This is a genomic window from Acinetobacter seifertii (assembly GCF_016064815.1).
Taxonomy (GTDB): domain Bacteria; phylum Pseudomonadota; class Gammaproteobacteria; order Pseudomonadales; family Moraxellaceae; genus Acinetobacter; species Acinetobacter seifertii.
On sequence record NZ_CP065820.1, the window covers coordinates 4,020,587 to 4,043,035 of the forward strand.

Genomic DNA, 22,449 nt, shown 5'->3' on the forward strand with positions numbered 1-22,449 from the left:
CCTTTAGGGTATCTGCTCATCCAATTATTTTTCTTTTTCTCTTTCGGGGAGCACGAAACCACATGGCACTTTTTAATTCCACTTCATGGGCAAAATATTTAGTCATTGCTGCCGGCCTTGCGGGAGTGATGATGCTAGGTGGTTGTGCCAAAAAAGAGGAACAGACCACCACAACTCTAAATATTGGATACCAGAAATATGGCATCCTTCCTATTTTAAAAGCTCGTGGTGACTTGGAAAAAGCACTAAAAGACCAAGGTGTACAAGTGAAATGGGTCGAGTTTCCTGCGGGTCCTCAATTACTTGAGGGTCTAAATGTCGGAAGCGTTTCATTGGGTGAGGCAGGTGAAGCACCACCTATTTTTGCTCAAGCAGCCAATCCAAACTTAGTCTATGTTGCAAACCAACCGGCTGCACCAAAAGCAGAAGCATTATTGGTACAAAAAGACTCTCCTATTCACTCTATTCAAGATTTAAAAGGCAAACGTGTCGCACTGAATAAGGGTTCGAATGTTCACTACCTATTATTGAAAGTTCTAGAAGCCAACAACTTAAGCTTAAGTGATATTCAACCAGTTTATTTACCGCCATCAGACGCACGTGCTGCTTTTGAAAAAGGCGCTGTCGATGCATGGGTCATTTGGGACCCGTTCTTTGCAGCAGCTGAACATCAAATTCAGGCTCGTGTTTTAGCAACAGGTGAAAACTTGGTGAGCAATCATCAGTTTTACTTAGCTGATCGTAAATTTGCAGAAAGTAATCCCAAAGTACTCAACACTGTTGTGCAAACGCTAAATCAGACTACTGAATGGGTCAGCACGCATCAAGATGAAGCGGCCAAGCTACTCGAAAAACCTACGGCACTTGAGTTTGATGTACTCAAAACTTCTATTTCGCGAATGGGTTTTGGTGTTCAGCCAATATCTGACAAGGTCGCTCAAGAACAACAGTATGTAGCCGATGCCTTTTATGCGCAAAAGCTCATTCCAAACAAGCTCACCATTCAAGATGCCATTTTAAAACTGAAATAAACCCAGCTTTGGCACAGCTTAAATAACGATATAAATGCTGTGCCTTGCCTTAAGGGAACAAGGATATCTATATGCAACATCAGTCATTATTTAATAAGAGTCAGTGGACTCAGTTAGTTAAGCGCTTTAGCGCAGTCGCTGTCTTAGGTTTAACGATTGCTGCACCTGCTTGGGCAATTGACCCAACCGTAAAAGAACTGCGTATCGGTTTTCAAAAAAGCTCGATTAACTTCGCGATTGCCAAGCAACAAAAACTATTTGAACAAGAATTTCCAAATGCCAAGATCACTTGGAACGAGTTCCCGGCTGGCCCTCAAATTTTAGAAGCCTTGGCTGTTGGCTCACTCGATGTTGGCGTTACTGGAGACACCCCGCCAGTCTATGCTCAAGCAGCGGGCAAGCCTTTATATTACATTGCTTATGAAGCAGCTAAGCCATTGGCGTCAGCAATTTTAGTTCCTAAAAACTCACAGCTCACCCAGCTTAAAGACCTTAAAGGCAAACGCATTGCATTGCAAAAAGGTTCCAGTTCACATTACTTGCTCGTACAGGCTGTGCGTAAAGCGGGCTTAAAATGGAGCGACATTACACCAATTTGGCTCACACCTGCCGATGCGCGCGCAGCATTTCAAAAAGGTGCCGTTGATGCATGGGCAATTTGGGACCCTTACTACGCTTCAGCACAATTAGAAGACCAAGCTCGTGTTCTTGCATCTGGTAAAGGTCTAAGCCCGAACTATACCTTTTATTTAGCCGCTCCAAATTTTGTTAAGCAATATCCAAAAGCTGTTCCTGAACTCATCAAACAGATTAATCAAGCTGACAAATGGGTTCAAAGCCATCAAGCAGAAACAGCAAGTGCGATTGGCCAAAGTACAGGCTTAAAACCTGCAACTAGTGATTTATTCATTAAACGTCGTCCACGTCCATCAGCAGCAGCTCCTCTTAACAGCAAAGTGATTGCTGAACAACAGCAGCTTGCAGACATCTTTACTCAACAAGGCATCATTCCAAAACCAATCAGCATTAAACAAGCTGTTTGGGGTGCGAAGTAATTTCATATAGACATATAGGTAATGCACATGAAAATTTTCTGGTTTATTCCTACCCACGGTGATAGTCGCTATTTAGGTACAAGTAAAGGCGCTCGTCAGGTTGACCATGCCTATATGAAGCAAATTGCTGTGGCAGTAGATAATTTGGGCTATGAGGGTGTACTTATTCCAACTGGCCGTTCATGTGAAGACCCGTGGATTACGGCGGCGAGCCTGATTGATGCAACTCAGCACCTTAAGTTTTTAGTTGCGTTACGTCCGGGGGTAACCACACCAGCTTTAGCTGCGCGTATGGCTGCAACATTTGACCGCTTATCGAATGGTCGTGTGCTACTTAACTTAGTGACTGGTGGCGATGAAGCCGAACTGCGTGGTGACGGTTTATATGAAGATCACTCAACGCGTTATCAAACTGCCAACGAATATGTAAAAATCTGGCGTGAAATTTTGACGCGTTCACATACGGGTGAAGCTTTTACATTCCACGGTGAACGCCTACAAGTAGATGATGCAAAACTACTTTACCCACCTGTCCAAAAGCCTTACCCACCACTTTGGTTCGGCGGTTCTTCAGATGTCGCTGTCGACCTTGCAGCGGAGCAAGTAGACACTTACCTCACTTGGGGTGAACCGCCAGCGGCCGTGAAAGAAAAGATCGAGCATGTTCGTGCAAAAGCAGAGGCTAAAGGCCGTAAATTAACTTATGGCATTCGCTTGCATGTCATTGTTCGTGAAACCAACGAACAAGCATGGGCCGCAGCGAACGAACTTATTCAATATCTCGACGATGCAACTATTGCCGCGGCACAGAAAAAATTTGCACAAATGGACTCGGTAGGCCAACAACGGATGGCAGCGCTACACGGCGGCAACCGAGACAAGCTAGAAGTCTCTCCAAACCTTTGGGCTGGTATTGGTTTAGTCCGTGGTGGTGCAGGTACGGCACTTGTAGGTGACCGAGAGACAGTTGCTGCTCGTATTCAGGAGTATGCAGACCTTGGTATTGACACCTTTATTTTCTCAGGCTATCCACACCTTGAAGAGTCTATCCGTTTTGCAGAGTTAGTATTCCCGTTATTACCAGTTGAAACTCGCGCTAAACTTGCTCAGCCAAATTTAACTGGTCCATTCGGTGAAATTATTGCCAACAACTATGTTCCAGACGAGAAGAAGCAAAATAGTTCCGTCAAGGAGTCTGCATGAGCCAAGATGTAAATATTGTTTCACGTGGAACAAAACAAATCGGGCAGCGTTTGCTGCCCTGGATTTTCCCAATTGTTCTATTGGTTGTTTGGCAAATTGCCTCAAGTTCGGGTCTTTTAGAAAGCCGTATTTTACCTGCTCCAAGTGCTGTCATTTCAGCTTTTTGGCATCTTTTGGTGAGTGGCGAACTATGGCATCACGTTAAAGTAAGTGCTGGTCGTGCATTGCTTGGGCTTTTAGTAGGCGGTGGTTTAGGCTTGCTATTAGGTCTGCTCAATGGGTCTTCGCGTTTCGCCTCCACCCTACTCGATACAACCTTACAGATGATTCGTAATATCCCAGCTCTTGCGCTTATTCCGCTGGTGATTTTGTGGTTTGGTATTGATGAAACAGCAAAATTGTTTTTAGTTGCTGTCGGTGTTTTCTTCCCAATTTATATCAACACCTATCATGGAATTCGTTCAGTCGACCCACAATTGATTGAGATGGGTAAAAGCTATGGGCTTTCCCGCTGGCAGCTCTACAAAGAAATTATTCTACCAGGTGCAATGCCTTCTATTTTAGTGGGTCTACGTTTTGCCTTAGGTTTGGTTTGGGTATTACTCATTGTGGCTGAAACGATCTCAGCGCAAGCAGGTATTGGTTATATGACCATGAATGCACGAGAGTTTTTGCAAACAGATGTGGTTCTGGTCGGTATTCTTCTTTACGCCCTATTAGGCAAGTTAGCCGATGTTTTAGCACAAATTTTGGAACGCTATTTACTACGTTGGCACGCTGGTTATCAAAAATAAGGGAGCTTAAAATATGACAAATCTGAATTTAAATATTAATCAGAATGACGTAGAGCTCATTCCAGAAAATCATCCAGAGTCACAAGAACCTGTCGTAGGTGCAGAGATTCTGATTGAACAGCTTTACAAGTTTTATGGTGAGGTGAAAGTTCTTGAAGATCTTAATCTGCATATTCAACCGGGCGAATTTTTAGCGATCGTTGGTCGTAGTGGCTGCGGTAAAAGTACGTTACTACGCTTAATTGCCCAACTTGAAAAAGCAAGTTTCGGAGAAATTAAATTTAAATCTGCGCGACATTTACGCGAAGGCATTACTAACGATGACATTCGGGTTATGTTCCAAGACCCACGCTTACTTCCTTGGCGAAATATTCTTCAAAACGTTCAACTTGGACTACCAAAATCACAACATGCTTTGGCAGAAGAATTACTGGAAAAGGTGGGTTTAAAAGAAAAATCGGGACAGTGGCCTTCACAGCTCTCAGGTGGCCAGCGCCAGCGTACAGCGCTAGCTCGCGCATTATCTCATACTCCACGTATTTTACTGTTAGATGAGCCGTTAGGTGCATTAGACGCGCTCACCCGTCTTGAGATGCAAAGCTTGATTGAACGTTTATGGAAAGAGCAAGGTTTTACTGCCATTTTGGTCACACACGATGTAAGTGAAGCAGTACAACTGGCCGACCGTATTATCCTATTAGATAAGGGCCAAATTGCCCAAAGTTTCCAAGTGAATTTGCCACGTCCGCGTAAAAAGAGCATAACTTTTGCCCAGCTTGAACAACAAGTACTTGATGCTGTTTTAGCAACTTAAAGCTGAGATGAGTAATGAGAACCATTTCAACTACAAAATGTCCAATTAACGAGCAATAAAACTGATGATTTATTGCTCTTTTTTGGGGCGAATATAAAAAAATATTTTTAAGAATAACAATAAACTAGTGAATCTCTCTATTTTTTGCACAATAGTATATCTATTGCTCAAATAACTATCCGTTTTTTCACTAAAAAAGTGAGACACCTGTGCACAAATCAAACGATTTACCTTACAATGGGAGCACTATCTTTTTAATTTATGCAGCAAATGGAACAAAAGAAGAGTACTCAAAAGCGCAATCAGCTTCTTGCTGCCGCCCTTGATGTGTTTTCACTATATGGGTTCAGTGGTGCAAGTCTGGATGAAATTGCCCAACTCGCTGACATGCATAAGTCGAATATTTTCTATTACTATGAAAATAAAGAGTCTTTATATGTGGAAGTGCTGACCACAGTTTTACAAAAATGGCTTGCTCCCTTACAAACCTTAGAAGCTGAGTTAGAACCAGCCGAAGCTTTGTCTCACTACCTAATACAAAAAATCGAACTTTCGCGTAGCCAACCAAAAGCTTCGCGACTATTTGCTTTGGAAATTATCCAAGGGGCACCCCACATCTTACCTATACTGAAAGGGCCTTTGAAAAAGCTATTTAAGCGCAAAGCTAAGGTTATTCAGACATGGCAGGAAGAAGGTAAAATTTCCCCAGATATCGATCCTGAACTGTTAATACTCAATATTTGGGGTCTTACACAAAACTATGCCGATTTTGCCACGCAAATGGAAATGGTGACTGGAAAAACGTTGCGAAACCGCAGTATGTTCCAACGCTCGATTGAGCATACAGTACATCTCATGCTCTACGGCGTAATCCCTCGTTAAAACAAAAAAAGATCGGCAAATTTGCCGATCTTTTTTTTAGAAATGATTTTGATAAAGAGCCAAGAGTTTTTGCGCGCCCAATAATAAATTTTCTTCCCAATCTAAATGAGCGGTATCATCTGCGCCATCAGTAATATACTTGACTGAAATTAGGCGTACACCTAGCTTATGGCAAACTTTGGCTAAGGCATACCCTTCCATATCCACCACATCACAAGCGACTTTCGGCTGACCCGTTTCAAATGAGTCCCCTGTCCCGCAAATGCCTTTTGGTAAATCAGAAAAATGTGATTGAAGATGAATTTCAGCAGGTAAGTGCTCATCTAACGGCGTTACACCGACTTCAAACCCTAATGGTGAAACATCCATATCACGTTGCACAAAAGTTTTTACTTCGACCAAATCATGTCGATTAAAAGATGAACTTCCTGCCGAACCTAAGTTAATTAGAGTTTTACAGCCTGTTTTTTGAATAACTTCAAATGCTTTAAAGGCAGCGTTGATTTTACCGATACCGCTATAATGGACTTGAATACCTGCTTGCTCAAATAAACCTTTAGATTCATTAGGAAGTGCCATAATTAAAGCGATATCTTTGTTCATTCAAAAAGCTCAAATCAAAATTAAATAAATTAGAAAATAAGTATAAATCAGGTGCAAAAGCTTTTTTGCACCTTTTCACTATTACTGCATTTTTTGTTGTAAGGTGATTAAACATGGAGAGAAGAACAGTTGCCCACTATAGGCTCCGGCTAAGGTTTTCTTCATTACAACGCTCCACATCACTAATAATAAAACACTAAGTGCCACTGCAACATACTGTAAAAATACAACTTCAACCTGATGCCCTAAATTAAATAAAGCCAAAATAAACACACCAAGTGGAAAGGTTAAGCCCCACCATCCCAAGTTAAACGGAATACCTGTTTTTGCATGACGAAGCGTTGTTAATATCGCAAGACCTAGCCACCATAACCCAAAGCCTAACAGTACCAAACTGCCTACCACGCCTAATGCTTGAAATACATTGGCAAACTGGTCAAATCCTACATTTGGCGTCACTCTTTTTGCCTGTTCACCTAGCAACAATAGACCTAACGCACCTGTTCCAATTGGACCTAAAGATAACCAGCTAGAAATTGCGACTTCTTTTTCCGGTAACTGATGCAAAGCCATACGCAGCATTAAAATGGTCAAAATAGCGAATGCAGGTAAAACAGAAATTCCCCAAAGTACGTAGCCCGCCATTAATAAATGAAAGCTATGCAAATCTGCTGGTAAGTGTGCAACCAACATGCCCGCAGAGCTTGCTGCTACTTCACAAGCAACGACAGGTAAAAGCCAGATTGCAGTCATGGTATGTAGCTGATGGTTCTGACGGCTAAACATGCAAAACGGCACGATCCACGCAATTGCGAGTGCTAAAAATACATCGACGTACCATAAAGCTTGAGCAATATGGATTGCTACTTCACCATAAAGCCCGACACCGAAGCTTAAAAAGCCATTTAATATGGTTGCGAGCCCCATCGGTATAGCGCCTAAAAACAAGCTCATATTTGGATGATTAAATACTTGCTTCGCTTCATGAGGGAAAAGAAACCACCGCAATAAATAAAGACCTGAAAAAACACTAAATAGAACAATATTAAATTGCCATAACAGCGTCGCCAGCATAAATAAAAATGATTTGGCAAATGGAAGCTGAATTAAAATCATACTCACCACACCAGTACCCATAGTTGCTGTAAACCAATTTGGGGTAAAATGCCGTATAACATCTTTACTTTGATTTAATTGGTAAAAGGGTCTTTTCATCTTGAGTCTCTAGTCAAAGAGTGGATGAAGCTATAGTAGGATAAATTAATAATAAGAAAAATTGATTTATTTTTATTTAATTCATCAGTTTTTTAGATATAAAAGATATTCATATTGAAAAATACCTGAGTAAAAACACAACAACAAGACGAATCTGTGAGATTATGGCAATATATAGCCCTTGCAAAAATAGCCATATTTTAAGTTCATGAAACTGCTTCGTCTTAATGCGTTATCGCCCAATTTCCAGTTGCCGCAAACAGCGGTAACTATTGGTAATTTTGATGGTGTCCATTTAGGTCACCAAGCGATGATTGCTCAACTCAAAAAAATTGCTGCAGCACAAGGCTTAAAAACATTGGTCATGATTTTTGAGCCACAACCGCTTGAGTTCTTTAAAGGCTACGATGCCCCACCTCGTATTAATTCATTACGAGAAAAAGTTGAATACCTCGCTGAACTTGGGGTGGATTACATTGCGGTTGCCAAATTTGACCAGCATTTCCGTAGCATGAGCGCATCAGAATTCGCAGATTTATTAAAAGACAAATTAAATGCGCAGGCTTTGGTTTTAGGAGATGACTTTCATTTCGGTAAAGACCGTCAAGGCAACAGCGAATTTTTAAGAAATTACGGCTTTCAAGTCACAAATTTACATACGATTGAACTCGAAGGTGAACGCGTCAGTTCAACTCGTATTCGCCAAGTGCTTCAAGTGGGTAATCTCGCTTTAGCAGCTAAATTATTAGGCCGTCCGTACAGTATTACTGGACGAGTTCAATATGGCGACCAAATTGGACGAACTTTAGATTTTCCAACGATTAATGTCCGTCTCAACCGCCATAAGCCTTGTTTAAATGGTATTTATGGCGTTGAAGTCATTTGCGAAACAACTTCGCTAACTCAAAAAGTGCTTCAGGATGACCCTGAAAAGCCAGGAATTGCCGGATATCATGAAAATAGCCTTTATGGTGCAGGTCATGTCGGTACTCGCCCAGCCATTCAGCAACAACATCCAGAGTGGAGATTAGAAGTACATTTCCCTGATGTTTCTGCTAATCTGTATGGCTTATTTATGCGGGTGACTTTTCTTCACTATCTTCATGGTGAATTGAACTACCCTTCGCTTGAGGCACTTAAGGCAGGAATTGATAATGACGTGCAACAATTACGACAATATCGTAACGACACGACACAATTTCCTTTTTAATTCGAATTTTGATTGTAAAACATGTCGGCTCCCAAGCTGATTAAACTGGAAGACAACTTGCATGAGCGATAAGCAAACTACTGAAAATGCAGTGGACTACAAAGCCACGCTAAACCTGCCGGATACTGAATTTGCAATGAAAGCAAATTTGGCAGTACGTGAAGTGAAATGGTTAGAAGAGTGGTATACCGACAACATTTATCAGCAGATTCGTGCATCGCGTATTGGTAAGAAAAAATATATTTTACATGATGGCCCTCCATATGCGAACGGTACAATTCACTTGGGTCACGCTGTTAACAAAGTACTCAAAGACGTCATCGTCAAAAGCCGTACTTTGGCTGGTTTCGATGCGCCATATGTTCCGGGTTGGGACTGTCATGGCTTGCCAATCGAACTAAAAGTTGAAGAAAAAGTAGGTAAAGTAGGCGAAAAAGTTGATGCAGCGACTTTCCGTAAACTCTGCCGTGAATATGCGCTAAAACAAATTGATTTACAGCGTGCTGACTTTAAACGTCTTGGTGTTTTAGGTGATTGGGATAATCCTTACCTCACCATGAACTACAAACAAGAAGCCGATATCGTTCGTGCTCTAGGTTTGATCCAAAAAAATGGTCATATCCAGCCGGGCTTAAAGCCAGTGAACTGGTGTATGGACTGTGGCTCAGCACTTGCTGAAGCTGAAGTTGAATACGAAGATAAAAAATCTGACGCAATTGACGTTGGTTTTGGCGTTGTAGATTTAAAAGATTTAAGCGCCCGTGTAAATGTAGATGTTCAAGACCCAACAGACATCGTGATCTGGACCACAACACCTTGGACATTACCAGCGAACCAAGCAGTTGCATTGCATGCCGAAATTGAATATCAATTAGTACAAGTAACGACTGAGCGTGGTAAGCAAAACTTTATTCTTGCTAAAGACTTAGTTGCTTCTGCAATTGAGCGTTACAAGCTTGAAAACCCAGTTATTTTAGCTGACTTTACTGGTTCAGCTCTTGAAAACCTTACTTTACAACACCCTTTACTTACCGATCGCCAAGTTCCGGTTATTTTAGGTGAACACGTTATCGCAACAAGCGGTACAGGTGCTGTACACACTGCTCCTGGCCACGGTGCAGACGACTATAAAGTAGGTCTTCAATACAACCTTAAAGTTGAAAACCCAGTGGGTGGTAATGGGGTTTACTTACCAACCGCACCAATCTTCGCTGGTGAGCACATCTATAAAGCTAATCCAAAGATTATCGAAGCTTTAGGTGCTGTAGGCCGCTTATGGGCTCATCAACCGATTAAACACAGCTACCCACACTGCTGGCGCCATAAAACTCCTATTATTTTCCGTGCTACACCACAATGGTTTATCAGCATGGATCAAAAAGGTTTACGTGAAGGTGCGCTTAACGCCATTGAAAACGATATCGAGTTTGTACCGAACTGGGGTAAAAACCGTATTGAATCAATGATCGAAGGTCGTCCAGACTGGTGTATCTCACGTCAACGTACTTGGGGTGTGCCAATTCCTTTCTTCGTTCATAAAGATACGAATGAATTGCACCCTCGTACGCCGGAACTCATCGAAGAAGTTGCAAAACTTATCGAACAAGAAGGTATCGATGCATGGTTTAACCGTGATGCAAAAGACTTCATTGGTGAAGATGCTGAACAGTACAATGCGGTTCGCGATACGCTAGATGTATGGTTTGACTCTGGTACAACACATTATGCGGTACTTGAGCAACGTGAAGAATTAGAAAGCCCTGCTGACTTATATTTAGAAGGTTCAGACCAACACCGTGGCTGGTTCCAATCTTCTTTATTAACGTCTATGGCAATTCATAACCGCGCGCCATACAAAGCCTTGTTAACACATGGTTTTACAGTGGATGAAAATGGCCGAAAATTGTCGAAATCTTTAGGCAACTATATCCCGCTTGAAGAAATCATCAAACAACTTGGTGCTGACGGTTTACGTTTATATGTAGCGTCTAGCGACTATCGCTATGAAATCGCAGCATCAAAAGAAATCTTTAGCCGTGTAAGTGATAGCTACCGTCGTATTCGTAATACGCTACGCTTCTTGCTTGCAAACTTAAATGGTTTCAAACCAAGTACAGATGCTTTAGCAGTAGATGATCTTATCGCTCTTGATCAATACATCTTGCAACGTGCGAATGAAGTACAACAAACTATTATCACTGCATATGAAGAAATGAACTTCCATGTCGTGTGTAGTGCATTAACAAGCTTCTGTATCAATGACTTAGGTGGTTTCTATCTAGACATCATCAAAGACCGTCAATACACTACTAAAGCTGACTCACAAGCACGTCGTTCTGCACAAACAGCGCTTTACCATATCGTACAAGCATTTGTTCGCTGGATGAGCCCAATTCTAAGCTTCACAGCTCAAGAAGCTTGGCCACTTATCCCAGAACAAACTGAAAAGTATGTATTTACAGCTGAATGGTATGACCTACCTGTTTCATCAAAAGCAAACTTACTTTCTGAATCAGACTGGCAAACATTGATTAGCGTAAAATCTGCAGTAAATAAACAGATTGAAGCAGCTCGTAACGCTAAACTTGTCGGTAGTAATCTTTCAGCCAAAGTTGAACTTTGGGCAAATGAATCATTACAAACAGTTTTAAACCAACTGGCTGATGAGCTCCGTTTTGTTCTTATTACTTCGCAAGTAGTAGTACATCCATTTGCTGAACAAGGTGAAGCAACTGAAATGGAAGGCTTACGTGTACAAGTATCTGCAGCTGAAGGTGAAAAATGTGCACGTTGCTGGCACGTCCTTCCTGATGTAAATACACACGCCGATCATCCTGGTTTATGTGGTCGTTGTATTGTGAACGTCACTGGTCGTGGCGAAGTGAGAAAATATGCCTAATTCACAAGCTAAAAAAGGCTTATTCCAGTTTTATCCGCACAACCTCATTTGGCTTGGACTTTCTGTCCTTGCCATTGTGTTGGATCAATGGACAAAATGGATCGCAAGTACACATCTGAACTATGCAGATCCTGTACCTGTGCTTCCATTTTTAAACTGGACACTATTACATAACTATGGTGCAGCTTTTAGCTTTTTATCTGATGCGGGGGGATGGCAACGCTATTTCTTCACATCTTTGGCAGGCTTAGTTTCAATACTTTTTGTATTTTGGTTGCTGCGCATGCCTAAAAAAATGGTGGTGCTACCTGTAGCTATCGCTTTAATTTTAGGTGGAGCACTTGGTAATTTAATTGACCGTATTACTTTAGGTTATGTGGTCGATTTCATTCATGTTTATTACCAAAATCATCACTTTCCAGCTTTTAATATTGCGGACAGTGCCATTACTCTAGGTACCATTTTGCTACTCATCGATACATTCTTCCTTGAGAAGCAAAGACCTAAAAATTCGGATGCATAATATGACCGAAATTATTCAACCTAATGAAGAAATTCGTATTACTGACGGTTCTAAAGTTGACCTACACTTTTCTGTTGCTCTTGAAAATGGCGTAGAAATTGACAATACACGTAGCCGTGAAGAACCTGTTAGCTTGACTATTGGTGACGGTAACTTGTTACCAGGTTTTGAGAAAGCCTTATTCGGCTTACGTGCAGGTGACCGACGTACAGTACATCTTCCACCAGAAGATGCTTTTGGTCCTTGGAATCCGGAAAATATACAAACTTTTGATACGGTTAAATTCGAACAACGACCTATTCCTGGTCACATGATCGAATTTGAAGATAAAGCAAAAGCAACTTTATTTGGTGTCGTGAAGTCAGTGAATGATGATATTACTGAAATTGATTTCAACCATCCTTTAGCTGGCAAAAATATTACTTTTGAAGTAGAGATATTCAAAGTAACTCCAGCTGGCCAGCAAGGCATCAAGTTGATGTAAAAAGAGCCCTCGATTGAGGGCTTTTTTATTATTTAATCTTTATGCATAACATAAGAATCCTTACAAATTCTATATTCTCACGTCCTATGTAATGAATTAAGTTATAAAGATAAAAATCCTTAGGAAAAATATATGCTGGTCTATATTGTCGTGGGAAGTGTTCGTGAAGGACGTACAGCAATTAAAATTGCCAATTGGGTAGAATCAACGATTCCAACATTGGGTCTAAAAGATTTCCAAACCGAAGTAGTCGATTTAAAAGAATGGGATTTACCTCTGTTTTCAGGCTCTCACCCACCCGCTACCGGAATTTATGATCAACCTAAACAACAAGAATGGGCAAACAAAATTGCTCAAGCAGATGCTTTTATCTTTATTAGCCCAGAATACAACCACGGTTACAGCCCAGCTTTAAAAAATGCACTCGACTATGTAGGTAAGGAATGGAGCGGTAAACCAGCCTCATTTATTGGCTATGGCTCAACAAATGGCTCTCGCTCTATTAGCCAAATACGCCAAGTCACCTCAAGTTTAAGTATTATTGACCCAAATGCTGTAATAGAAATACGAGATATCTTTAAACGCAATAAAGATGAAAAGTTTGAAGCCAATGAGTTTGAAGTAAAAGGTCTTCAATCAATTGTTGAAAAGCTACAAAAATATTATTTGTCTTAAATTGAATAAAAAGCCTCTCCCAATAAAAGGGGCTTTTTAATTTTATAAACTTTTTAAATAATTCACTACGTCTGTATTACCAGCCATTTCTGCTAACTGTAGTGCTGTGTATTCGCTTTTATAAGCAACTTGCGCACCTTTTCCTACCAAGAGCTTCACTATCTCTAAATGATCATTCTCAGCTGCTGCTTGTAAAGCACTATACCCTTCACCATCAGTCTGATTAGGGTCTTCTCCATCTATTAATAATTGTTTTACTTGCTCTAGATCACCTAAAGATGCCCAATAGATCAACTCTGGAAGAGAAAGTTCTTCATTATCTTCAGGTAATTGAGAGAAAGAATTAAATTTCACGAGATCATGCCAAAATTAAAAGCTTCTTCATTATATCTCTGAAACAGAGCACCTGTACAAATGTTCTCTTAGAGGTATTTTTTATCTTTATTTTTTTATTATCCATAAAGCAACACCCCGGTTTCTTTCGAGACCGGGGTGTTTGGAATAATGAGCTGGCGATGACTTACTCTCACATGGGTAACCCCACACTACCATCAGCGCTAAGAGGTTTCACTTCTGAGTTCGGGAAGGGATCAGGTGGTTCACTCTTGCTATGGTCGCCAGCACAACTGTTTATGGATACTTGCTTTGGTCTTATTGATTGCCGAAGCGTTTTCCAAATCTTTACAGATTGGGCTGATTGAATCTGACTTTAGTTGTTCATTTTATCTAGAGGAATAACTAAATCAAGTTTGTTTGTCGATTTATGAATCGATTGATGCTTTATATACAACTGCTTGGGTGTTGTATAGTCAAGCCTCACGAGCAATTAGTATTGGTCAGCTTCACATATCACTATGCTTCCACATCCAACCTATCAACGTCCTAGTCTCGAACGGCTCTTTAGAGGAATAAATTCCTAGGGAAATCTTATCTTGAGGTAGGCTTCCCGCTTAGATGCTTTCAGCGGTTATCCCTTCCGAACATAGCTACCCGGCGATGCGACTGGCGTCACAACCGGTACACCAGAGGTTCGTCCACTCTGGTCCTCTCGTACTAGGAGCAGATCCTCTCAAATTTCCAGCGCCCACGGTAGATAGGGACCGAACTGTCTCACGACGTTCTAAACCCAGCTCGCGTACCTCTTTAAATGGCGAACAGCCATACCCTTGGGACCTGCTTCAGCCCCAGGATGAGATGAGCCGACATCGAGGTGCCAAACACCGCCGTCGATATGAACTCTTGGGCGGTATCAGCCTGTTATCCCCAGAGTACCTTTTATCCGTTGAGCGATGGCCCTTCCATACAGAACCACCGGATCACTAAGACCTACTTTCGTACCTGCTCGACTTGTGGGTCTCGCAGTTAAGCGCGCTTTTGCCTTTATACTCTACGCGTGATTTCCGACCACGCTGAGCGCACCTTCGTACTCCTCCGTTACTCTTTAGGAGGAGACCGCCCCAGTCAAACTACCCACCAGACACGGTCCTCGTCCCGGATAACGGGACAGAGTTAGAACCTCAACATTACCAGGGTGGTATTTCAAGGACGGCTCCATTGGAACTAGCGTTCCAACTTCAAAGCCTCCCACCTATCCTACACAAGTAAGGTCAAAGTTCAGTGTCAAGCTGCAGTAAAGGTTCACGGGGTCTTTCCGTCTAGCCGCGGGTACACTGCATCTTCACAGCGATTTCGATTTCACTGAGCCTCTGCTGGAGACAGCGCCGCCATCATTATGCCATTCGTGCAGGTCGGAACTTACCCGACAAGGAATTTCGCTACCTTAGGACCGTTATAGTTACGGCCGCCGTTTACTGGGGCTTCGATCAAGAGCTTCGCTTACGCTAACCCCATCAATTAACCTTCCAGCACCGGGCAGGCATCACACCCTATACGTCCACTTTCGTGTTTGCAGAGTGCTATGTTTTTAATAAACAGTTGCAGCGGCCTGGTTTCTGCGGCTGTCATCAGCTCAGGAAGCAAGTTCCATCACCAACAACAGCGTACCTTCTCCCGAAGTTACGGTACCATTTTGCCTAGTTCCTTCAGCAGAGTTCTCTCAAGCGCCTTGGTCTACTCGACCTGACCACCTGTGTCGGTTTCGGGTACGATTCCTGTGTAACTGAAGCTTAGAGACTTTTCCTGGAAGCATGGTATCAGCCACTTCACTGTACAAGTACAGCTTGCTATCGGATCTCAGTATAGAGTACCCCGGATTTGCCTAAGATACATACCTACATCCTTCCACCTGGACAACCAACGCCAGGCTGACTTAACCTTCTCCGTCCTCTCATCGCATTACACAGAAGTATTGGAATATTAACCAATTTCCCATCGACTACGCCTTTCGGCCTCGCCTTAGGGGTCGACTCACCCAGCCCCGATTAACGTTGGACTGGAACCCTTGGTCTTTCGGCGAACGGGTTTTTCACCCGTTTTGTCGTTACTCACGTCAGCATTCGCACTTCTGATACCTCCAGCATACTTCTCAATACACCTTCATCGGCTTACAGAACGCTCCCCTACCACTTGACTAATGTCAAATCCGCAGCTTCGGCACATAGTTTTAGCCCCGTTACATCTTCCGCGCAGGCCGACTCGACTAGTGAGCTATTACGCTTTCTTTAAAGGGTGGCTGCTTCTAAGCCAACCTCCTAGCTGTCTATGCCTTCCCACATCGTTTCCCACTTAACTATGATTTTGGGGCCTTAGCTGGCGGTCTGGATTGTTTTCCTCTTGACTACGGACGTTAGCACCCGCAGTCTGTCTCCCGGATAGTACTCATAGGTATTCGGAGTTTGCATCGGTTTGGTAAGTCGGGATGACCCCCTAGCCGAAACAGTGCTCTACCCCCTATGGTATTCGTCCGAGGCGCTACCTAAATAGCTTTCGGGGAGAACCAGCTATCACCAGGCTTGATTAGCCTTTCACCCCTATCCACAAGTCATCCCCTGGCTTTTCAACGACAGTGGGTTCGGTCCTCCAGTTAGTGTTACCCAACCTTCAACCTGCTCATGGATAGATCGCCTGGTTTCGGGTCTATACCCAGCAACTAAACGCCCTATTAAGACTCGATTTCTCTACGGCTCCCCTATACGGTTAACCTCGCTACTGAATATAAGTCGCTGACCCATTATACAAAAGGTACGCAGTCACCGAACAAGTCGGCTCCCACTGCTTGTATGCATGCGGTTTCAGGATCTATTTCACTCCCCTCACAGGGGTTCTTTTCGCCTTTCCCTCACGGTACTGGTTCACTATCGGTCAGTCAGGAGTATTTAGCCTTGGAGGATGGTCCCCCCATATTCAGACAAGGTTTCACGTGCCTCGCCCTACTCGTCATCATTATGTGTGCCCTTTCGTGTACGGGAATATCACCCTCTACGTTCGCACTTCCCAGAGCGTTCCACTAAAACACACATAACTTAATGGGCTGATCCCCGTTCGCTCGCCGCTACTGAGGGAATCTCAATTGATTTCTTTTCCTAAGGGTACTGAGATGTTTCACTTCCCCTCGTTCGCTTTGCAACACTATGTATTCATGTTGCAATACCTACCTTAAAGTAGGTGGGTTCCCCCATTCAGAAATCTCCGGATCACAGGATATTTGCCGCCTCCCCGGAGCTTTTCGCAGGCTATCACGTCTTTCATCGCCTCTGACTGCCAAGGCATCCACCACATGCACTTAATTACTTGACTATACAACCCCAAACAGTCGATGTTACCTACAAGTTAGTAACTTCAACATTTCAGTTTAGAGTACTGTGCACTTAAACACTGTACAGCTTCAATCTAAATTCATATACCAAAACGCTTGATTCAGTTAATTTGCTAGTTCTCAATTCATTCAGATTAATTGCTTAATCTAAACTCTTGAGTGAACAATTTATTTCAGACTCAATTTTGCCAATCTGTTAATGAATAAACACGCCTTCGTCAGGTCATGCTTAATACCGTGATACTTAAATCACAGAAGTTAATAAACTAAGACCGAAATCTCTATTTACTAATTTCTGTAATCCGAACTTCTCTTAAGTTCTGGTGGAGACTAGGAGAGTCGAACTCCTGACCTCCTGCGTGCAAAGCAGGCGCTCTACCAACTAAGCTAAGTCCCCAGCTTACATCATCAGTTATGTATCTTTTATCTATAACTTCAACCAGTCAAAGTCATGGTGGGTCTGACAAGACTTGAACTTGTGACCCCACGCTTATCAAGCGTGTGCTCTAACCAACTGAGCTACAGACCCTCAGATACATCTATGAAGAACAACTTGTTGTGGATTCTTACCAATCGTCAATCTTTCGTTAAGGAGGTGATCCAGCCGCAGGTTCCCCTACGGCTACCTTGTTACGACTTCACCCCAGTCATCGGCCACACCGTGGTAACCGCCCTCTTTGCAGTTAGGCTAGCTACTTCTGGTGCAACAAACTCCCATGGTGTGACGGGCGGTGTGTACAAGGCCCGGGAACGTATTCACCGCGGCATTCTGATCCGCGATTACTAGCGATTCCGACTTCATGGAGTCGAGTTGCAGACTCCAATCCGGACTACGATCGGCTTTTTGAGATTAGCATCACATCGCTGTGTAGCAACCCTTTGTACCGACCATTGTAGCACGTGTGTAGCCCTGGCCGTAAGGGCCATGATGACTTGACGTCGTCCCCGCCTTCCTCCAGTTTGTCACTGGCAGTATCCTTAAAGTTCCCGACATTACTCGCTGGCAAATAAGGAAAAGGGTTGCGCTCGTTGCGGGACTTAACCCAACATCTCACGACACGAGCTGACGACAGCCATGCAGCACCTGTATGTAAGTTCCCGAAGGCACCAATCCATCTCTGGAAAGTTCTTACTATGTCAAGGCCAGGTAAGGTTCTTCGCGTTGCATCGAATTAAACCACATGCTCCACCGCTTGTGCGGGCCCCCGTCAATTCATTTGAGTTTTAGTCTTGCGACCGTACTCCCCAGGCGGTCTACTTATCGCGTTAGCTGCGCCACTAAAGCCTCAAAGGCCCCAACGGCTAGTAGACATCGTTTACGGCATGGACTACCAGGGTATCTAATCCTGTTTGCTCCCCATGCTTTCGCACCTCAGCGTCAGTGTTAGGCCAGATGGCTGCCTTCGCCATCGGTATTCCTCCAGATCTCTACGCATTTCACCGCTACACCTGGAATTCTACCATCCTCTCCCACACTCTAGCTAACCAGTATCGAATGCAATTCCCAAGTTAAGCTCGGGGATTTCACATTTGACTTAATTAGCCGCCTACGCGCGCTTTACGCCCAGTAAATCCGATTAACGCTTGCACCCTCTGTATTACCGCGGCTGCTGGCACAGAGTTAGCCGGTGCTTATTCTGCGAGTAACGTCCACTATCTCTAGGTATTAACTAAAGTAGCCTCCTCCTCGCTTAAAGTGCTTTACAACCATAAGGCCTTCTTCACACACGCGGCATGGCTGGATCAGGGTTCCCCCCATTGTCCAATATTCCCCACTGCTGCCTCCCGTAGGAGTCTGGGCCGTGTCTCAGTCCCAGTGTGGCGGATCATCCTCTCAGACCCGCTACAGATCGTCGCCTTGGTAGGCCTTTACCCCACCAACTAGCTAATCCGACTTAGGCTCATCTATTAGCGCAAGGTCCGAAGATCCCCTGCTTTCTCCCGTAGGACGTATGCGGTATTAGCATCCCTTTCGAGATGTTGTCCCCCACTAATAGGCAGATTCCTAAGCATTACTCACCCGTCCGCCGCTAAGATCAGTAGCAAGCTACCTCTCTCCGCTCGACTTGCATGTGTTAAGCCTGCCGCCAGCGTTCAATCTGAGCCATGATCAAACTCTTCAGTTAAAATCATTTTGCACCTTATTTAAAGACAAGGTGCCAATTCTGGCTCATCAATTACTGACTTAAATTTCGCTCAAATAAACTTCGAGTAATTTAAACCAATCAATCAATGAAAATTATTTCGATTAATCAATCAGTAAAAATCCACACAAGTTGTTCTTCAATTCTCTTAATGATTTTTCTGCTCTTCGTCAGAGACAGAATCGACACAATACTAAGCTTTTATCTCAACCCTGTAAGCTAAGATATTCTCGTGTATCGCGTCGGGATGAGTGCATTATAGGGAAAAAAAACCGGTACGCAAGCACTTTTATAAATATCAGTGCTCGACCGGTTCTTTTTCACTCAAATAAAGTTTATAAAATTATTAAATATTTGATTTATATCATTAATTTATTTTTTCGATGTTTTGATCTTTATATCTACAATTTTTATAGGCTGTTTTGGCACGTTTTGATGCATGCCATAGTTTGATGTAGGAACCTGAACAATACGATCAACTACATCCATTCCTTTTATCACTTTACCAAAAACGGCATACCCAGGATTTCCCGGTGAACGGTTAAGAAATTTATTATCTGCAACATTTATAAAAAACTGGCTAGTAGCTGAATCTGGATCTGATGTACGAGCCATGGCTAAAGTACCACGCGTATTTGCAATACCATTTCCTGCTTCATTCTTAATAGGCGCTCGTGTTGTCTTTTCCTGCATATTTGCAGTCATGCCACCACCTTGTGCCATGAAACCTGGAATCACACGATGAAAGATTGTCTCTTTATAGAAACCAGACTTTATATAGCTTTTAAAGTTATTCACACTAATCGGTGCTTTGTCATCATATAACTCTATTTCGATGTTGCCTAAATTTGTTTGCATCTCAACTAAGCTATTAGCCCATACTGAGTGACTACTTAGACCTAGACAAAACAACATCAATAGCTTTTTCATATTTTCCTACAATAAAATTTATAAAAAGATAATCATTAAATCTAATCGTCTACAGCAAAGAATTCTAGTGAGTATTTATTAAGAATTTTAATTCTATTTTCTAAGTAATCCATGTTCCACGTGAAACATGGATTATTGTGTTTGTTTAACTATTTTTATCCCAGAATTTTCTAAAGTTTTTACTAATTTCGGTAGTATAGCGTTTAGCTTTTCTAGAAATTGGTGTCAGATTAATAAAACCATGAGTCTGTTCTGGAAATTCTTCGTAATGCATTTTCACGCCATTTTGTCTTAACTTATGACTATATATTTTTGCTTCGTCATGTAAGACATCATGTCCAGCTGTAATCACAAAAGCTGGTGGATTTTTCTTTAGATTGCCATAGGTAGGTGAAATAATTGGATCGTCAAGTTCTACATTATGCTGAGTTGCATAATATTGTGTGACGTAATCAATATCGGTATTTGTTAAAACCAACCCTTCGTTATAAGCATAAAAAGAAGGATGTCTGCTTTTGAAATCCACTGTTGGATAAATAAGTAATTGTGCTTGCGGAGCATAAGCTTTATTTACTGATCTTTGCGCTACAACAGTACTAATATTTCCACCAGCACTGTCCCCTGCGACCGCTATTCTATTTTTTAAAATTTTTAATTGTCTGCGGTTTTGATAAACCCATGCTAATGCATCTTCACATGACCGAATTAAATGTTGTGGTGAAACTTCTGGAGCAAGAGGATAGTCGATACTGAGTACCTGTACTTTTGCATATTTAGCTAATAAACGACAAACCTCATCATGGGTATCTAAACCACCTACGACAAAACCACCTCCGTGATAAAACACGATTAATGGCAATTTCTTGTTAGGAGCAGGATGATAATGTCTGGCAAAGATTGTCCCGCTTTGTAGTGGTAGGCGAATATCCTCTACTGAATTAATATAAGTTGGTTTTTGGCGTATAGCCTGCATTTGTGCATCAAACATTCTTCTTGATTGAATGGGGTCAGAGCCAATAAAGCCCTCTTTCCCCTGTTTAATTTGCACAGCCATCATGCATTTAGTAAATGAATCGAGATCTGGATACTGATAAGAATATCCTAAAATTTTCGCAAGAGACTCTTGGGCTAGTCGAGGCAACCTATCGAGTGCTCGAGCAGCAGGGCCTTGCCCTTTATCTAGCAATGTTTGAATTTTTTGATTAAATGCTGTCATGCCTGTCTCCTTGAATCCCTCTTATCCTTCATATTTTCTACAGAATTCTTTGTTGTTTGACTATATTCGCATACAACTCATGCAATCAAGATACAAAGGTAAAAACCAATCTACGCTAATCTGATTTATAGCAAATGTCATTAACAAATCTGTCGATTAAAACAGGACTTTTTTGCCAATTATTGTTAACAGACAAAAAGAGGTACCGCTATGTCAGCAAAACTAGTTGTTACTATGTTAGCAACCAGTCTTTTAACTGTAGGCTGTGTTGCTTACCCAGATGATCCTTATTATCGTGGTGGCGGATACGTTTATCATGACCATGATCGCCGCTATGATCGTGATGATCAACGTCGATATAATGATTGGGAACGGAAGCGTTGGGAAGAGCGTCAACGAGTATACGAACAACAACGTAAAGATATTCGTGAACAAGAAAAAGATCGTCGTGAATGGGATAAAAGACACCGTGACTGGGATAAAAAACGGGTAGAAGATCGAGATCATGATCGCCGAGATTATCGTCATGATGACTAAACTTACTACTATATAAAAAGCCCCAAAGAAATAAGTCTTTTGGGGCTTTTTTGAGGAATATAAATTCTCTCTAATCTATAGAAAAATGAGTAGCAGCTCATTTCATATATGTATTGGCATCTTGAACATATATGTTCTATAAACTCATATCTCTTATTTTTAGCAGCAAATTACTGAGCAGTTGCAGAGCCTGAAACTGAACCAGAAGCACCAGCATCTACTTGACCTGGTTGTGCTTGACCAGAAACACCTGCATCAATACCAGCACCTGCTTGTACCCCAGATGGGCTAGCACTTGTTTGAGCAGAACCTGATGCGTTTAAACCGGCTTCAGATGCACAACCAACAGCTGTAAAAGCGACACCAGCAAGCACTACAGAGATAAGACCTAATTTTTTCATAATCACTTTCCTTTCATTACGACAAACGTTTAAATGCAAAGTTCATCTTCGCGCTGCCTATAATTCACAATTTTTTTTTCTGGCGTGCGTATCATTGGTTGTCTTTTCTAGTAATAGA

The 22,449-nt window shown here is 42.3% G+C and carries 18 protein-coding genes, 2 tRNA genes and 3 rRNA genes; 12 read left to right on the plus strand and 11 right to left on the minus strand.

Going from position 1 to position 22,449, the window contains the following annotated elements; genetic code table 11:
- Window positions 1-62: 62 nt before the first annotated feature.
- The 6 genes from I8T81_RS18605 to I8T81_RS18630 all read left to right on the plus strand — a co-directional run bounded on the left by I8T81_RS18605 (window position 63) and on the right by I8T81_RS18630 (window position 5,779).
- Window positions 63-1,031, plus strand: coding sequence for a sulfonate ABC transporter substrate-binding protein (locus tag I8T81_RS18605; protein ID WP_039249239.1), 969 nt, complete (start codon window positions 63-65; stop codon window positions 1,029-1,031).
- A 71-nt stretch (window positions 1,032-1,102) separates the two neighbouring features.
- Complete coding sequence (locus I8T81_RS18610) at window positions 1,103-2,086, plus strand: sulfonate ABC transporter substrate-binding protein (RefSeq protein ID WP_151761052.1); 984 nt, start codon at window positions 1,103-1,105, stop codon at window positions 2,084-2,086.
- Between the two features lie 27 nt (window positions 2,087-2,113).
- Complete coding sequence (gene ssuD / locus I8T81_RS18615) at window positions 2,114-3,289, plus strand: FMNH2-dependent alkanesulfonate monooxygenase (RefSeq protein ID WP_198071837.1); 1,176 nt, start codon at window positions 2,114-2,116, stop codon at window positions 3,287-3,289.
- Complete coding sequence (ssuC, locus tag I8T81_RS18620) at window positions 3,286-4,083, plus strand: aliphatic sulfonate ABC transporter permease SsuC (RefSeq protein ID WP_004706119.1); 798 nt, start codon at window positions 3,286-3,288, stop codon at window positions 4,081-4,083. Before ssuD ends, ssuC begins: the two co-directional genes overlap by 4 nt.
- Window positions 4,084-4,096: 13 nt before the next feature.
- Window positions 4,097-4,897 (plus strand): ABC transporter ATP-binding protein, encoded by an 801-nt coding sequence (locus I8T81_RS18625; RefSeq protein ID WP_004706121.1) that lies wholly within the window; start codon window positions 4,097-4,099, stop codon window positions 4,895-4,897.
- Between the two features lie 261 nt (window positions 4,898-5,158).
- Window positions 5,159-5,779, plus strand: coding sequence for a TetR/AcrR family transcriptional regulator (locus I8T81_RS18630; protein WP_004706123.1), 621 nt, complete (start codon window positions 5,159-5,161; stop codon window positions 5,777-5,779).
- 36 nt (window positions 5,780-5,815) lie between these two features.
- Here the strand turns inward: I8T81_RS18630 and I8T81_RS18635 are convergent, their stop codons facing one another.
- Window positions 5,816-6,382, minus strand: coding sequence for a 5'-methylthioadenosine/S-adenosylhomocysteine nucleosidase family protein (locus I8T81_RS18635; RefSeq protein WP_198071838.1), 567 nt, complete (start codon window positions 6,380-6,382; stop codon window positions 5,816-5,818).
- An 81-nt stretch (window positions 6,383-6,463) separates the two neighbouring features.
- Window positions 6,464-7,597: a TDT family transporter gene (locus I8T81_RS18640; protein ID WP_198071839.1), complete on the minus strand. Its 1,134-nt coding sequence runs from the start codon at window positions 7,595-7,597 to the stop codon at window positions 6,464-6,466.
- A 208-nt stretch (window positions 7,598-7,805) separates the two neighbouring features.
- On the opposite strand from I8T81_RS18640, the gene ribF reads away from it, so the two are divergent.
- The 5 genes from ribF (at window position 7,806) to I8T81_RS18665 (ending at window position 13,388) form a co-directional block, all read left to right on the plus strand.
- Window positions 7,806-8,807 (plus strand): bifunctional riboflavin kinase/FAD synthetase, encoded by a 1,002-nt coding sequence (gene ribF / locus I8T81_RS18645; RefSeq protein ID WP_004706131.1) that lies wholly within the window; start codon window positions 7,806-7,808, stop codon window positions 8,805-8,807.
- Between the two features lie 61 nt (window positions 8,808-8,868).
- The gene (gene ileS / locus I8T81_RS18650; protein ID WP_198071840.1) at window positions 8,869-11,706 is read left to right on the plus strand and encodes an isoleucine--tRNA ligase; all 2,838 of its coding nucleotides are present in this window, start codon (window positions 8,869-8,871) and stop codon (window positions 11,704-11,706) included.
- A complete protein-coding gene (gene lspA, locus I8T81_RS18655) occupies window positions 11,699-12,229 on the plus strand; it encodes a signal peptidase II (RefSeq protein WP_001133879.1) in 531 nt (176 codons plus the stop codon). The genes ileS and lspA overlap by 8 nt, the downstream gene beginning before the upstream one ends.
- Window position 12,230: 1 nt before the next feature.
- On the plus strand, window positions 12,231-12,713 hold the full coding sequence (locus I8T81_RS18660; RefSeq protein WP_004884037.1) for an FKBP-type peptidyl-prolyl cis-trans isomerase: 483 nt from the start codon (window positions 12,231-12,233) through the stop codon (window positions 12,711-12,713).
- A gap of 132 nt (window positions 12,714-12,845) precedes the next feature.
- On the plus strand, window positions 12,846-13,388 hold the full coding sequence (locus I8T81_RS18665) for an NADPH-dependent FMN reductase (RefSeq protein WP_198071841.1): 543 nt from the start codon (window positions 12,846-12,848) through the stop codon (window positions 13,386-13,388).
- A gap of 42 nt (window positions 13,389-13,430) precedes the next feature.
- On the opposite strand, the gene I8T81_RS18670 is transcribed toward I8T81_RS18665, so the two are convergent.
- The 8 genes from I8T81_RS18670 to I8T81_RS18705 form a co-directional block, all read right to left on the minus strand.
- On the minus strand, window positions 13,431-13,742 hold the full coding sequence (locus I8T81_RS18670; RefSeq protein WP_198071842.1) for an ankyrin repeat domain-containing protein: 312 nt from the start codon (window positions 13,740-13,742) through the stop codon (window positions 13,431-13,433).
- Between the two features lie 153 nt (window positions 13,743-13,895).
- Window positions 13,896-14,010, minus strand: a 5S ribosomal RNA gene (rrf, locus tag I8T81_RS18675).
- Between the two features lie 183 nt (window positions 14,011-14,193).
- Window positions 14,194-17,084, minus strand: a 23S ribosomal RNA gene (locus tag I8T81_RS18680).
- Window positions 17,085-17,424: 340 nt separating this feature from the next.
- Window positions 17,425-17,500 (minus strand) — tRNA-Ala (locus I8T81_RS18685).
- 55 nt (window positions 17,501-17,555) lie between these two features.
- Window positions 17,556-17,632 (minus strand) — tRNA-Ile (locus I8T81_RS18690).
- Window positions 17,633-17,691: 59 nt separating this feature from the next.
- Window positions 17,692-19,229, minus strand: a 16S ribosomal RNA gene (locus I8T81_RS18695).
- The 16S, 23S and 5S rRNA genes sit together here with 2 tRNA genes alongside, the layout of an rRNA operon.
- Before the next feature lie 390 nt (window positions 19,230-19,619).
- Window positions 19,620-20,177 carry a peptidylprolyl isomerase gene (locus I8T81_RS18700; protein ID WP_191010682.1) on the minus strand — a complete coding sequence of 186 codons (558 nt, stop codon included), beginning with the start codon at window positions 20,175-20,177 and terminating at the stop codon, window positions 19,620-19,622.
- 145 nt (window positions 20,178-20,322) lie between these two features.
- Complete coding sequence (locus I8T81_RS18705) at window positions 20,323-21,393, minus strand: alpha/beta hydrolase (RefSeq protein ID WP_198071843.1); 1,071 nt, start codon at window positions 21,391-21,393, stop codon at window positions 20,323-20,325.
- Between the two features lie 210 nt (window positions 21,394-21,603).
- Here I8T81_RS18705 and I8T81_RS18710 point away from each other — a divergent pair, with 210 nt between their 5' ends.
- The gene (locus I8T81_RS18710) at window positions 21,604-21,930 is read left to right on the plus strand and encodes a hypothetical protein (protein WP_019456661.1); all 327 of its coding nucleotides are present in this window, start codon (window positions 21,604-21,606) and stop codon (window positions 21,928-21,930) included.
- Between the two features lie 170 nt (window positions 21,931-22,100).
- On the opposite strand, the gene I8T81_RS18715 is transcribed toward I8T81_RS18710, so the two are convergent.
- Window positions 22,101-22,331, minus strand: a complete 231-nt coding sequence (locus tag I8T81_RS18715; RefSeq protein WP_004706148.1) for a hypothetical protein — start codon at window positions 22,329-22,331, stop codon at window positions 22,101-22,103.
- Window positions 22,332-22,449 lie beyond the last annotated feature (118 nt).